14 protein-coding genes are annotated in these 13,405 nt (G+C 40.5%); 11 read left to right on the top strand and 3 right to left on the bottom strand.

The genetic code is table 11. The features are described 5' to 3' along the window. Window positions 1-147 precede the first annotated feature (147 nt). Complete coding sequence (locus tag E2L03_RS18665) at window positions 148-921, top strand: N-acetylmuramoyl-L-alanine amidase (protein ID WP_038484372.1); 774 nt, start codon at window positions 148-150, stop codon at window positions 919-921. 78 nt (window positions 922-999) lie between these two features. After that, a complete protein-coding gene (locus E2L03_RS18660; RefSeq protein WP_166740374.1) occupies window positions 1,000-1,392 on the top strand; it encodes an ArpU family phage packaging/lysis transcriptional regulator in 393 nt (130 codons plus the stop codon). A gap of 39 nt (window positions 1,393-1,431) precedes the next feature. On the opposite strand, the gene E2L03_RS20795 is transcribed toward E2L03_RS18660, so the two are convergent. The 3 genes from E2L03_RS20795 to E2L03_RS18645 all read right to left on the bottom strand — a co-directional run bounded on the left by E2L03_RS20795 (window position 1,432) and on the right by E2L03_RS18645 (window position 4,138). Beyond that, the gene (locus E2L03_RS20795) at window positions 1,432-2,265 is read right to left on the bottom strand and encodes an SHOCT domain-containing protein (RefSeq protein ID WP_055736177.1); all 834 of its coding nucleotides are present in this window, start codon (window positions 2,263-2,265) and stop codon (window positions 1,432-1,434) included. Window positions 2,266-2,290: 25 nt separating this feature from the next. Beyond that, the gene (locus E2L03_RS18650) at window positions 2,291-3,142 is read right to left on the bottom strand and encodes an SHOCT domain-containing protein (RefSeq protein ID WP_241742068.1); all 852 of its coding nucleotides are present in this window, start codon (window positions 3,140-3,142) and stop codon (window positions 2,291-2,293) included. Window positions 3,143-3,277: 135 nt separating this feature from the next. Beyond that, window positions 3,278-4,138 (bottom strand): SHOCT domain-containing protein, encoded by an 861-nt coding sequence (locus tag E2L03_RS18645; protein WP_124742859.1) that lies wholly within the window; start codon window positions 4,136-4,138, stop codon window positions 3,278-3,280. Window positions 4,139-4,354: 216 nt separating this feature from the next. Here E2L03_RS18645 and E2L03_RS18640 point away from each other — a divergent pair, with 216 nt between their 5' ends. From E2L03_RS18640 to E2L03_RS18600, 9 genes are all read left to right on the top strand, one after another. Continuing rightward, on the top strand, window positions 4,355-4,783 hold the full coding sequence (locus E2L03_RS18640) for a hypothetical protein (protein WP_055736180.1): 429 nt from the start codon (window positions 4,355-4,357) through the stop codon (window positions 4,781-4,783). Beyond that, window positions 4,773-5,222, top strand: a complete 450-nt coding sequence (locus tag E2L03_RS18635; protein WP_038484355.1) for a hypothetical protein — start codon at window positions 4,773-4,775, stop codon at window positions 5,220-5,222. Before E2L03_RS18640 ends, E2L03_RS18635 begins: the two co-directional genes overlap by 11 nt. 104 nt (window positions 5,223-5,326) lie before the next feature. Further along, window positions 5,327-5,458: a hypothetical protein gene (locus tag E2L03_RS20930; RefSeq protein ID WP_307188675.1), complete on the top strand. Its 132-nt coding sequence runs from the start codon at window positions 5,327-5,329 to the stop codon at window positions 5,456-5,458. Continuing rightward, window positions 5,458-7,245, top strand: a complete 1,788-nt coding sequence (locus E2L03_RS18625) for a phage tail protein (protein ID WP_134260059.1) — start codon at window positions 5,458-5,460, stop codon at window positions 7,243-7,245. Before E2L03_RS20930 ends, E2L03_RS18625 begins: the two co-directional genes overlap by 1 nt. Before the next feature lies 1 nt (window position 7,246). After that, window positions 7,247-7,996: a distal tail protein Dit gene (locus E2L03_RS18620; protein WP_038484349.1), complete on the top strand. Its 750-nt coding sequence runs from the start codon at window positions 7,247-7,249 to the stop codon at window positions 7,994-7,996. A gap of 9 nt (window positions 7,997-8,005) precedes the next feature. Next, window positions 8,006-9,499 (top strand): phage tail spike protein, encoded by a 1,494-nt coding sequence (locus tag E2L03_RS18615; protein WP_038484346.1) that lies wholly within the window; start codon window positions 8,006-8,008, stop codon window positions 9,497-9,499. A 31-nt stretch (window positions 9,500-9,530) separates the two neighbouring features. Beyond that, the gene (locus E2L03_RS18610) at window positions 9,531-9,716 is read left to right on the top strand and encodes a hypothetical protein (protein WP_035398992.1); all 186 of its coding nucleotides are present in this window, start codon (window positions 9,531-9,533) and stop codon (window positions 9,714-9,716) included. After that, a complete protein-coding gene (locus E2L03_RS18605) occupies window positions 9,655-10,554 on the top strand; it encodes a hypothetical protein (RefSeq protein ID WP_243839549.1) in 900 nt (299 codons plus the stop codon). Before E2L03_RS18610 ends, E2L03_RS18605 begins: the two co-directional genes overlap by 62 nt. After that, window positions 10,551-13,400 carry a glycosyl hydrolase family 18 protein gene (locus E2L03_RS18600; RefSeq protein WP_241742065.1) on the top strand — a complete coding sequence of 950 codons (2,850 nt, stop codon included), beginning with the start codon at window positions 10,551-10,553 and terminating at the stop codon, window positions 13,398-13,400. The genes E2L03_RS18605 and E2L03_RS18600 overlap by 4 nt, the downstream gene beginning before the upstream one ends. Window positions 13,401-13,405: the final 5 nt, after the last annotated feature.

Below are 13,405 nucleotides of genomic sequence, written 5' to 3'. Positions count from 1 at the left end.
TGCCTGTTTTTATGAATAGTCTAGCAAACACCCTTACACATCAATAGATTTTGAATAAGAATAGCATGTGGCGTATAGCGCTGCATGCTTTTTCGCAATTCGAGTGAGAATGTGGACGAGCACCTAATTGATAAGGGGGATGTACAAATGACAAGAATATTTTTAGATCCAGGACATGGTGGAAGTGACCCAGGTGCAGTAGGGAATGGCCTACAGGAAAAGACGTTAAACCTTTCAATAGCCACGCGTATTCGCGACATTTTACTAAGTGAGTATCAAGGTGTAGAAGTGCGTATGAGTCGAACAAGCGATGTGTTTGTCAGTTTAAGTGATCGTACCCAGCAGGCAAATGCTTGGAATGCGAACTACTTTATGTCTATTCACATTAATGCAGGTGGTGGAACAGGGTTTGAATCCTTTATTCATACGAATGCAGGGGCTGAAACAGCACGTATACAGGGGATTGTCCATCCAGCGATTATGCAGCAACTAAACGTGACGAACCGAGGCCAAAAAAGAGCCAACTTCGCAGTATTACGCACGTCTACTATGCCTGCGATATTAACAGAAAACCTATTTATTGATCGAGCTGCAGATGCAGACTTGTTAAGAAGTCCAGCGTTCTTGGATCGTGTAGCAAGAGGCCATGTCAACGGATTGGCGCAAGCGTTTAATTTACAGCGAAGCGGCGGCGGTGGTGGTGGCACCATATATCGTGTTCAAGTTGGTGCTTTTTCGGTTCGTGCCAATGCTGATCAACAGCAGGCTCGCTTACGTGCAGATGGATATGAATCCATTATTGTCCAAAGTGGTTCTCTTTTCCTTGTACAGGCAGGTGCTTTTTCTGTGAGAGCAAATGCGGATGCATTGGCGAATGAACTGCGTGGGCGTGGATATGATGCGGTTGTTATAAGTAGTTAAAAAAAGACGAGGTGATGACCTCGTCTTTTTTGATTTTTAACGAATTGGTTCTCTTTGCTAAGTAAAGGGGGGCTTGCGTTGCAAAAGGAAGAGAAGCAGAAAGTAGAACAAGTGCTAGCACAATATAACTTAGATAAGCTTACGCTTGCATACGACGAGATGCCAAAAGTGACTGCACAGTACACGCTACTTTCAACAGGGAGTAGTAAACCTTTTTTCACGCAGCAAGAAGATGAAATGAAGCAAGAACAAACAGAACGTCACGCATTTTTGGATGTTATCCAGCAATGCATTAACCGACTTTCCGAAGTAGAAAGAGAATTAATCGTTCGACGTTACTTAGAAGAGGACCGTTTTGATTATCAAGTATACATGGAAATGATGATTAGTGAGAGGCAGTATTACAGGTTGAAAACAAAAGCATTAGCGAAACTTCATTATTTAATGGGCGTAGCTGGTTACATCGTGTGAAAAGCAAGCCCCTCGTATCCAAACGAGGGGCTCATTTCATTAGCGAAGTAACTGGGCTTTCTTCTGTTCAAACTCTTCTTCTGTAATAATACCCTCGTCTAAAAGGGCTTTAAACTCTCGAAGTTCATCAGCGGTAGAGCGGGGAGAAGGTGGTATAACGGACGGATCGTGTTTATCTGCGTGGTAAACACGTAATCGCTCAATGAGCAGTTTAGCTTCGTACATACGATGGTAGTCATCAATACCTGTTATAAGAAGTTCATTTTCAGATGCTAAATAGGCTTTATATTTCTCTCTGCTATTCGTAGATTCTGTAAAAAAGCGAATACGACCAGCTTTTAACCCGCTTTTAGATAAATGAATGCTATTAATAGAAGAAATGGAAAATTCTCTTTGTCCATTTCCACCACGGTGCAACGTTTTATGATGTATAGAAACCGTGTGGGCGCTTATGATTAAATGGCCCTGATGAGCTTCATAACGTAATGATTCATGTGGATTAGAGGTCAGTTGTTTTACTAAAGAATCGATTCGATCATCTGGTGTACCAGTTTGCTGAGCGTTTTCTACTATTCTTTGTTTTATCAGTTCGCTAACTTTTTCATATTCTTTATACTTTTTCTTAGAACGAATAATCATCGCCTGTTCATGAATCATCGCTTCTTTATCATCAATAGAAGGATCGTGGTTTCGTCTGAAATAAACATACCCGGAAAAAAGAGTAGGTTTTCTCTCTTCAATTTTTTCTAATTCAGTAAAGGCTATCTCTATTGTTTTTCTTAAGTTACCAATTTTGCGGTTATGTTCTAAGGTTATCCGATCTTCAGAAATAATTAAGGTCGTACCCATTGATTGAAAAGTAGCCATAGTCATGTTAGCTCCTCCTTAAAAGATATTCTTACAGTAGCTCCATCTTTTTCTTTTCAAACTCCTCTTCTGAAATAATACCTTCGTCTAAAAGGGCTTTAAACTCCCGAAGTTCATCAGCGGTAGAGCGGGGAGTATGCGCAAGTTCGGCATATTGGTTATAGCTGTTTTCAAAATCATTATGTGAGTCATGGTAATGTTTAATCCGTTCAATAAGTTCTTTTGCCTGTAAGAAACGATTGTACTCGTTGATGTTACCAATACTAATTTCGTTTGATCCTAAAGCAAGTGGATTTAATTTCCTCGAAGAATAGTTACCATGATGAATTTCAAATTTCCCATTCACCAATGTTTGAGGTGAGAGCGTAATGGCACTAATATCGTTTATGTATATGGATTGCTTCCCGCTACCACCTGTATGTAGAAACCGTTTGTAGTAGATCGTTACAGTATCTTTAGTCAACTCTAAGGTACCGTCAACACCATCGAATTTAACAATATGGGAAGGAATAGAAATAAGGTCATTCAAAGTTCGATCAATTTCTACTTCTAAAGAAGGTTCAATAGTCGCTAGTTTGTTCATAATAATCTGATTGGCTTTTTGAAAACGTTTGTAATGGTAGAAGAAATTTAGCATGATAGAATGTTCATCATTTGCTGCTTGAAACCTTGTTATAGATGGCGAAGCTCCCCGTAATTGAAAATAGCAAAAACCAGATAATAGACCAGGTTTTTGAAAGATCATTCCTTCAAGTTCATTTAGGGGAATGGTAACTTCCTTACGAGCACCACCAGCAAATGTTTTTATTTTGTTATGACGAATAACTAGTCTGTTATCCTCAATGGTTAGGGTCGATCGAGCTCCCTTAAAAACGTGTGGCATGATGAGTCGTCCTTTCTCAATAAGGTTATTGTTTAAAGTAGTTTAACATAAATCTAATCTTTAAAGACGAGGTTGAATACATCTGGACACTTGTTGTAAAAAAGCCCCTCGTATCTATAAGAGGGGCTCAATTCATTAGCGAAGTAACTGCGCTTTCTTTTGTTCAAATTCTTCTTCCGTAATAATACCTTCGTCTAAAAGCGATTTAAACTCTCGAAGTTCGTCTGCGGTAGAGCGGGGAGTATGCACAGGTTCGGCATATTGGTTGTAGCTATTGTCATAACCAGTTTCATTATATGAGTCATGGTAATGTTTAATCCGTTCAATAAGTTCTTTTGCCTGTAAGAAACGATTGTACTCGTTAATGTTTGTAATACTTAGTTCATTTGCTGCAGAAGCAAGTATTCCATTCCTTCTATCTTGAAACCCATTGTAGTGAAGCTGAATTTTCCCACTAACAAAGGTGTTTTTAGAAAGTGAAATACTGTTAATTTCTTTTATTTGAATGGTTTTTTGACCGCGTCCTCCACTATGAAGAAATCCGTTGTATAAAATCGTAATCTTATCTCTTGTAACTTCTAAACTTCCATCATAGCCTTTATACGTAATGGATTGATTTGAATCCAAAATAAGAGAGTGATAAATACGGTCCAGTTCTGACTCTGAAACTATCTCAACATTTTCTAAACGTGTTTCAATTATTTTCTTCGCTTTCAAAAATCGTTTGTAGTGGTATCGAAAGTGTAACAAAATAGAATGTTCATCGTATACCGCTTGATGTTTAGTCGTAATTATTGAAGCACCGGGTCGTTTAAAGTAGCAATAACCTGCTGAGAATCCAGGCTTTTGAAAAATAATTTCTTCAATTTCAGAATATGGGAGTATTACTTCTTTTTTTGCACCTCCATTCAAAGATTTTATTCTTCCATGTCGAAGTATTACGCAATCTTCTTCAACAATTAATGAGGATTCAAGGAATTTAAAAACTTGTGACATGAAGAATTGTCCTTTCTAAATATCTTTACTTAAGAGTTTAACATAGATAAGCTGCATAAACGTGGCAGAAAATCGGCAATTAGGAACAGGTGTTCCTGTATTAAGATTGAGTTGTAGCAAACAACTAGTATCTAGCTACATTATTCGTTAAATATGCGTTCGTGCCGGCACACCAACAATAACGAATAGTATTTCACTTATTATGGAGGAGTTAACATGGCTGAAAAGAAGTTTGCAGGAACACGAGTAGAAGTAAATGAACAAGTGGTGGCAAAGCTAACGTCCTTTACACATTCACTAGAAGTTGAAGAAGCGGATGTGACAGGTTTAGGTGACACTGTTGATGGTGGGGGCGTTTTTCGTCAAAAATTTATTGCCGCTTCTGTAGGTGAAACCGTATCAATGGAAGGGATTGCGCTTCTAGATGATGATGGACAATCCGAATTAAAACGCGTCTCGGAACTAGGTCAAGAAGCGGTTATTAAGCACACTGACTCTACTGGTTCAGGCTATGCGCTTACTGGATTTTTTACTACCTATGAAGAAGAGGGTTCAGTATCTGAGGGGGTATATACTTTTTCAGGCGAATTCCGTGTAAATACAAAAGAAGCGATTACGGAGGAGAGTGCTCCTGGTGGCGAATAATAGAGAAGAACGCTTAGAACTTCTAGATCAAAAGGTGGAAGAGCTAGCGGAAATCCAACAAGAGCAATTAGTAGCTGACTATGATGATGCACTGGCTGAACAGTTAAATGAACAAAAGCATCAATACGTCAAATTTGCTGGTGAGTATTTTGAGATCCCAACAGAAATGCCTTTCCAATTTGCTACCTTCTATTTCCGTTATTGTGTGCAGAAGGTAAAAGGAAAAACACAAATGTCGGTACCAGAAGAAAAGATGTATGAGTTTATTGAACTGATGCTTGGAAAAGCTTTTCTCAGCCACTTAGAACAATCAAAAGCTGGAGTGAATTTTGTGTTTCAACATATCGTTCCAGACATTATGAAACTATGGGGCTATGACGTTAAAGGTACAAGTGCTCAATCATCAAAAACACAAAAAAAAACCAAGATTCACGGATAATTATTTGGGGGTGGGCCGCATTAGAGGCTGACTTTTACAGGTTTTATCGCATTCATTTAACTCAAGAGGGATTTGAGAACCGTCTCTCATGGAGACGGTTCTTAGTGTTTGTTAGAGGATTACCTGAAGATAGTGCATTTCAACGGTTCTTACAAGATAAAAAGAATCGAAGCATGGCTGAATGGGATCAAGACAAAATGAATGAAGAATCGAAAAAATGGAAAGGAGGAATATAATGGCAGTTCAAATTGGAGAGTCTGCGAATATTACGTTTGATCTTGATAAAATTGAAAAAGGTGGAAAAGCGTTAAGCGGCATAAAAGGAACAATAGAGTCAATTAGAACGGAAGTTGACTTGCTTATGTCTTCATTTTCTAGTGCAAATATTGTTTCATCACTGTTAGGGGTTATGACTGCAGCAGGTTTATTACTAGTTGGTATCTCACAAATTGCAATGTCTTTTACAACGCTTAAGAGCATTTTTGAAGCAGTTTCTTCTCTCTTAAATAAGAACGTGATAGCTACTTTTTTAAGATTTTTAGGACCTATCGGACTAATCATTTCCGCCATTGCCGCTCTTGCCGCAGGCTTCATGTATTTATGGAATACGAATGAAACATTTAAAAACGGCGTCATTCAAGTGTGGCAGACGATTCAGTCTGTTATTCAAACGGTCGTTAGCGTGATTGCTTCGTTTGTAGCCGAAAAACTGGCAACAATTAAGCAGTTTTGGGATGAGCATGGTGCACAAGTCATGGAAGCTGTTTCAAATGTATTTAACTTTATACTCAGTATTATTGAACCTATCATGAACGGAATATTAGCCTTAATGAAGTTTGTGTGGCCGTTTGTGGCCGCGTTGATTCAACAAGTGTGGGGAAATATTAAAGGCGTTATCTCTGGTGCACTCGATATCATTATGGGATTAATTAAAACTTTTGCTGGCTTATTTACGGGGGATTTCTCCTTAATGTGGGAAGGGATCAAACAATTATTCTTTGGTGCGTTAGAAGCGATTTGGAATTTAGTACAGCTTCTATTGTTCGGCAAAATTATTAAAATTGCAGGCTCCTTGTTTACAGGTTTACGTACAATTTTTACAAATATGTGGAGTTCCATTTCAACTCTCTTTTCCACAGCTTTAAGGAACATTCAAGCTTTTTTCCAGAGGGGCTTTGAAGCTGTGCAGCTAGTTGTTACGACCGTGATGACATTTATACGGAATCTTATATGGACTGGGATGACAGCTGTACAAACGGTTGTCATGACGATCTTAACCACGATTCGAACGATCTTCATGACGGTATTCAATGCAGTTCGCTCAGTCGTGACGTCAGTTATTTCGTTTATTCGAAACTTTATTACGACAGGTATTTCTGCTGCAAGCTCTGCAGTGTCAGCGGGTCTTAATGCAATCAGAACGACCTTTATGTCCATATTTAATGCGGTTCGTACGAGTGTAACGGCGGCCATGACAGCGATACGAAGTGCGATCTCAAATGGCATTCAAAGTGCATTTCAAACGGTCATGGGCTTTATCGGTCGGTTCCGGGATGCAGGCCGTAACATTGTCACAAGTATTGCCCAAGGGATTACTAGTGCCATTGGGTCGGTCACGAGTGCCATTTCAAATGTAGCAGGAAAGATTCGTGATTTTCTCCCGTTTTCTCCTGCAAAGGAAGGGCCTCTGCAAGACATTCACCGCTTAAATTTTGGAGGGCCAATTAAAGACTCTGTAGAAGGGGACTTACCTGTTATTGAGCGAGCGTTAACGAATGCTTTGGCGTTACCTACGATTCAAGGGGGGAACTTCTTAGGTCGTGGAGTAGAGCGATTAGAACAACATTTAATGGCTCGTCAACAGCCAGATTTTCTAAACCGATCCTCTTTACAAGATAGGTTAACTGTCGAGGTTCCGGTACATCTAGAAGGAAAACAGATTGCAAGAATTACAGCTCCATTTATGGACACAGAACTTGGTCGGAGACATGTGTCTACGATGAGAGCAAAAGGAGGCCGGTAATATGTTTACGTATGACGGATTCGATTTTAGTCAGTCTTTAATCGTTCATCACATTCAAAGGCCTATTTTGCCAGCTCGTGAAATTCGTTCCATGTCTATATTCGGTAGAAATGGCTCCTTTTTTTTCGGAAAACAAGATGCAGCGTTGATGATTACCATTTCGGTTACGATTGCTGGTGCAAATCGTACTGATTTTCGTGAAAAGGTAAGGGAGATTGCTCGATTACTCAATCGTGCTGAGCCTAAGCCTCTTATTTTTCATGATGAACGAGACAAGGTGATATACGGGCTTTTGGCAGAAGAATCAGAGCTAGACGAATTAGCAGCTTCAGGTAGAGGCGATTTAATCTTCTATTGTCCCGATCCTTACTATTATGCGATTGAAGATGAATTTTTTATCTACCATTCAGAAGGAACCCATCATTTCACAAGAGAAAAAGGCAGCATCCACTCCTTTCCTTTAATACAAGTAAAAGGGCAGTTGCAAAACGGTTTGATTCGACTCACTCTTAACGACACGGAAATGGTTTACGACGGGACGCTTGAATCAGGGGAGCAGTTACGTTTGGATAGCCAATATGTGACGGCGTATACGATAAAGCCGAATGGTGAACGAGTTTCAGCATTAAACCATTTAAGCAGTATTGAGTTTCCTGTTTTACAACCTGGAGCGAATCAATTATCTCTTGCATTTGAAGGAACTGGTGAAGTGGAAGAACTTACAATACAAGCAAGAAGTCGCTGGGTATAGGGTGGTTGTATGATTCAATATAACAATGTGAATGAATCCCAATATAACCAGTTGCATACGGTTTTTTATAACCATTCTTACAGTAGAATGCAGAGAGCTATTTTCTCCCGTTTACCAGGGGCTCGACCAGTCGTTCTTTCGCCTGAAAGAGAGCAGCTTGCTGTCTTAGATAATGCCTATGATATTTTGCTTGAACAGGAAGTAAACGGTATTGATACACTTTCGTTTGTCTTACCTTTCTCTGATCAAAAAAACGAGCACTTACAAAATGAACATTTAATTCAAATTGTTGATGAGCTCTATATTATTCGACGCATTACGTATAGTCGCGGAGGAAGTGGTGTCCCAGAAACAGAAGTGTTTGCTGAAGCACTTTGGTATGATTTGCAATTTTCCGACCCTTTATCTGTTTCTGAATGGGAAGATAAAAGTGTTGTGGTCGTTTTGTCGGACATTTTACAAGGAACAGAATGGCGGTTAGGGGTCGTTTCAAATTTTCCAACACGTAACGTTAGTGTTGAATCTGGACTAACGAACAGGTTGCAGGCGTTAACACAATTGCCAGATGTGTACGGTGGTGAATTAGTTTACCACTCTGATACGATGACGATTGATTTCATTGAACCGATCGGTCGAGTGTCTGGGGCAGCTATTGTCTATGAGAAGAACATCCAATCGATTGAAGCTACGTATGATACAGATGAACTCATTACACGACTGTATCCTTATGGGAGAGAGAATCTTTCCATTGATTCAGTGAATGACCAAGTTCCCTATTTAGATATTCGAGACGATCCCAACTACACATTCACGACAAAACTGCGAGCAAAGGTGCTAAAGGATGATCGGTTTACAAATCCATTTCATTTAAAAGAGCAAGCGCAAGCTGCATTGGAAAGTCTTAGTTTACCGCGTACATCCTATCAAATTAAAGCATCTGATTTATCCATTTTATCCGGAATGGAACATGAACAATTTAAGCTTGGCGATCTAGTTAGAGTGTACGATAAAGAGCTAGGTATTGATCGGCAAACACGCATTCTCGCTTGGCGCTATAACCTAGTTGAGCCTTGGGAAACAGAAATCGTACTAGAGTCTAAGGCACCTACACTTTCTGACTTGCTTACAGGCGTCCAAGATGGCACAAGTTTTTTACGATCAGAAGATACCATTGATTCAAGCGATATGCTAGAGCTCTCTGTATTTAACTTATTGCTTAACAGCAGAGCAGATGATGGATTCCGCTATTGGTCTAATAGTGGATGGGAAGTGGACCCAGTTAATGGTTTTAGCGGTAGCGCATCGTTTAAAGCAGAGACAACATCAGGTGTAAAACGTTTAAGCCAAACTGTCTATCCGGCAAATCGTGATCATTATGTTCTCTCTTTTCGTAGCGCCGTCCAAAACTTTTCTGTAAATGAAAACGGTAGGGTTGGTGTGGAAGTAATCGTTCGTTACGAAGATGGGACAGAAGAAGAACCGACCTTTATATCGTTAACCTAAATCGTGATTCAAAACGAAGGGAGGGGTGCGTATGTTTTCTGCTAAATCAGTATTGGTCGAAACCGATTCGTCGAAATCGGTTTCTGAAGTAGAGGTACGGTTTGTAGCGTCAAACTTTTCAGGTCAAGCTTCAATAACCGATGCTATGTTGCAAGGTGGTACGACAAGTACCAATTGGACAGGCCATCCAAGTGAACATCGCTGGTCTAATGAGTAAATTAGACTGGTCTCGCTTCGTTGCACAACCAATACAGAAAGATCAAACAAAAAAAGTGAAACAAGTAGATCTTCATGTAATCGCTGAAAAGATTAGTGGACAATTAAATATAACCGATCTACAGCTACAGGGCGGTGAACAGGTGACAGGGACAGTGGCTCACACAAGTGAGTGGCTGTCTCCGGTGTTAAGAGAGTTGGATGAACGAGATTCAACTGAAGGCGTTGCTGAACCGTTGCTTATAAAGGGTGATCAACCGAGAAGGTTCCCTGAGTTAAAAAATCGCTTTTACAATCTAGTAGGTCGTGGAAACGAGATTATCACGATTCCTAATCTTGACGAAAAACGATTTGATCGACAAACATTTGTAACTCCTGTGGATATAACACTTATCCCAAAAGATGATTTTGATTTATTGCGTGTATCAACAAATATAGGAGAAAAAAGAGACACTTTCACAATGCCATTTCCGAATGAAGAAGAGCATCCATTAAACAAAACATATACGAGAGAATTCTATGTTCCAGCTGGCAAAGCGGGAGACGAGATTCATCTTCATGCTTCGCTCAATAAAGCTACAAAGAATGGTGTTTTGTTAGACCGTCAAGCACGAACATTAACGATCGGTTCTATACCCATTCAAACAGGAAAACAACAACTATTTGGTATTCCAATGGGTTCGGGGAGGATACGACTGGAGTGGTATAAATTTGCACAAATACGGCGACAAAATGAATTTGGTGAAATAGAAGTCATCGATACACTTCAAGATGTCGGGATTGGCTATTATGGTGTAGCCGAGCTTATACGTTGGAAAGAAGGGAGGTCGTTGTTATGAGCATGCAGTTTATGTCGTGGAGTTTAAATGAGCCATCCAACGCACAGTTTTTGGAGTTTGCGAAAGAAGATGAAGCTGGAGAATGGACGATCATTAACCGCGATGCATACTTAGACTGGCCAGGTGATCAACGAAACTTTTGGACGGCGTTTCAGGAACACAATGAAAAAATTGCCTCCTTTGGGTTACATGATTTTGGTGTGCGTGAAAATGGTACAGTTTATCACTATAAAGCAGGGACCTCTTATCCTGTTTTGAATCAGGATGGCGCCATCCAATATTGGGCACGGAATAGTCTTCTCTATTTAATGGACCACTATCCAAACGTTGAATGGTTTTTACAAGCCATTTGTTTTGGAAGTCCAGTTGAAACCATGCTTGATCAAGAGGAAAATCAATCGACTTTTATACGGCAATTCCGATCAATTGTCTCTCAATACATGACGCGTTTTCCTGGTAGGATAAAAGGAATTGAGATTGATTTTGAGAAATCGAGCTCTCGACCTAGAGAGGCTCGGGAAGCTGAAAAATACCGAGATTTTTTAGCGCGAGTGAAAAATGAAATTGCCATTCCTCTTCAATTAAAAGTACGTGTTAATTTGCATGCCATGACAGGTGATTTTGCACCATATTGGTATCAATGGACCGATTACCGTACGCTGGCTGAAGGTAGAGATGAAAGAGGACAAATGATTTGTGATGAATGGCAAATCATGTCCTATGATTTTGCTCATAACAATTCTGCTCCAGGTCCATCTACACCTGTTTGGTGGCTTAAACAAGTTTTAGCCCATGTGCAAAATGTGTTTCCGTCCGAGTCGGTTTGGATTGGAAATGCTGCTTATGGACGACGTTGGCCTCTGGAAAGCAAACGATCTGGTACGGCTGTTCGGTACTGGCAAATGCTCATGTGGCAAAATGGCATTTTTAAACACCATATTGGGCGAGATCCAGAGACAGATGCTTTTACATGGGTCGATCAATCTTACGTTCCTTATACGGGTCTACATGATGAAGAGTCCGGCTACCAGCAAACATTCTCTCATTGTTATGATCGCTTTCGCGTGGCGTATGCTGACTTGCTTCCGTACAATAATCGTCCTGTTATTTATCGATCAACTTACCAAGGGACAGAGTATATTACAAGCTATAGTAAGCATCAGCGGGCAACTTTTGAACACGTACACGCCGTTCTACATCAACCTACCCAGTTAACAGGAAACGCAACGAGGACCAATACGACATGGCGTGCAGAACAATTTCCGCAAACATTTCAGGGGGTGGCAGTTGGAGGTGCTCGCTATTTGGCAGACCATGATTTGGAGCGTTGTGTAAAAGATGTTGATGAGGGAAGAGCGGTTTATCGTTTTACCCTGCCAGCCGCAGGGATCTATGAATTAATTGCACCTGTTTACTTCCCTTATTTAAATCCAAAAATTCATTTGCTCGTTAACGGTACACCGTATGTGATAGGAGAAGGGATTCCAAGTTGGTATCCGTTCTTAGTAAACCCAGATCGACATTTTTACCATTGTGGAACATTCTCTTTTACAGAAGGGGAGAATGAAATTGTTGTTACAGGAACAGAAGATTCTGCACAACTACTCGGTTTGGTTTTAAGTACAGGCTTTTCTCACAATATGAGCGGTGGGATGGTGCAATACAATGTCAATTTACAGCCGCCTAAAAAGAGAGGCACAGTAACAGAAGGTATTGTCAATCAAGTGGAGGCTAAAATGCCTAAGAAAATGGCTTTAACAGCTGAATTGCTCCGCAGACCCCCTCGTCCTGCTATTTTTTGGGAAGATCTATTTGGCTCTCATGTTGTGTACGATGAAAGTGGGAATCAAGAGAAAGTTAATTTAGCGGAGACGAATTATTATTTACAAGCGGGAACCCAGGTGGTTCATGGTGGAAACTATGAGAATAGGCAATGTATATCAAGTAGAAAAGCGGTCGGTTATTCTTCTGGAGAATGGGTACCATACCGTGAAAATTTTGTCGAAACAGACGCCAGAGGAAGACAAAATCAATTGCTGTTAAATAAGCGGCTACACTTCTTCCCTCATTTAGAAGCGGATCTTTCATTATGGGATCGAGGAAGTGCTGGCATTCGGTTTATGGCTTCCAATGTAGGAGCGACGAATGATGGATATTTGTTTTTACTAGACGCAGTGCAACAACAGTTCCTACTACTATCAGAGGAAAATGGTGAAAGGCAAGTGTTGGCTTCTGTTCCAGCTACAATCTATTTAGGTACAAGGTATTCTCTCCGAGTACGTTTTTTTGAAGGGCAGATTCTTTGCTTTAATGGCACAACACAAGTGTTCAGTCACAGGGTACAAGGAAACAGAGTGCAAGGCGCACATGGCGTTTTCGCACAAGGAGCTAGAGTGAGATGTCACCGTCTTCATATTGCAACACTCAATCGTTATGAACCTATGGAAAAGGTGCAGGCGATAGTAGATGGAGAACCTCAACCAATTGCATTAGAGGAAGACCGTCCCTATGACTACGATGAGTTTGGGTATTTGATGTATGCGGGGCTGAACCCTGACGCCGGTACTTCTTATGGCATAAGCAATGACTATGAAAATTTAACGGTTGCGGTTGTGGACTCATGGGAAGGCGCTAAGACGATTCAGCTTCGAGTGGTGGATGCAGGAGTTTGGCTAAGAAACTTCTATATTGGGGATGCCGAGGGCTATTCCCTTGCATGGAATAGTGATATTGAAGGGTTTATTACGACATTACAACTAATTGAAGAGGCGGAGTGTAAAGGTGTTGCGATGTGGACGCTAGGGCAAGAAGATCCAACGGTCTTTACGTATTTACCGCGAGCGTAAAAAAA

It is taken from the genome of Shouchella oshimensis, from assembly GCF_004375095.1.
GTDB classification, from domain to species: Bacteria; Bacillota; Bacilli; order Bacillales; family Bacillaceae_D; genus Shouchella; species Shouchella oshimensis.
Note: the sequence above shows the minus strand (reverse complement) of the source record. Positions and strands in the feature narration are given on the sequence as shown.

What these genes read in the sequence shown, in the direction of transcription:
- E2L03_RS18640 (WP_055736180.1), top strand. Translation starts at nt 4,355, where the DNA reads ATGGCTGAAAAGAAGTTTGCAGGAACACGAGTAGAAGTAAATGAACAA.
- E2L03_RS18645 (WP_124742859.1), bottom strand. Translation starts at nt 4,138, where the DNA reads ATGTCACAAGTTTTTAAATTCCTTGAATCCTCATTAATTGTTGAAGAA.
- E2L03_RS18615 (WP_038484346.1), top strand. Translation starts at nt 8,006, where the DNA reads ATGATTCAATATAACAATGTGAATGAATCCCAATATAACCAGTTGCAT.
- E2L03_RS18600 (WP_241742065.1), top strand. Translation starts at nt 10,551, where the DNA reads ATGAGCATGCAGTTTATGTCGTGGAGTTTAAATGAGCCATCCAACGCA.
- E2L03_RS18620 (WP_038484349.1), top strand. Translation starts at nt 7,247, where the DNA reads ATGTTTACGTATGACGGATTCGATTTTAGTCAGTCTTTAATCGTTCAT.
- E2L03_RS18665 (WP_038484372.1), top strand. Translation starts at nt 148, where the DNA reads ATGACAAGAATATTTTTAGATCCAGGACATGGTGGAAGTGACCCAGGT.
- E2L03_RS18625 (WP_134260059.1), top strand. Translation starts at nt 5,458, where the DNA reads ATGGCAGTTCAAATTGGAGAGTCTGCGAATATTACGTTTGATCTTGAT.
- E2L03_RS18650 (WP_241742068.1), bottom strand. Translation starts at nt 3,142, where the DNA reads ATGCCACACGTTTTTAAGGGAGCTCGATCGACCCTAACCATTGAGGAT.
- E2L03_RS18610 (WP_035398992.1), top strand. Translation starts at nt 9,531, where the DNA reads ATGTTTTCTGCTAAATCAGTATTGGTCGAAACCGATTCGTCGAAATCG.
- E2L03_RS20795 (WP_055736177.1), bottom strand. Translation starts at nt 2,265, where the DNA reads ATGACTATGGCTACTTTTCAATCAATGGGTACGACCTTAATTATTTCT.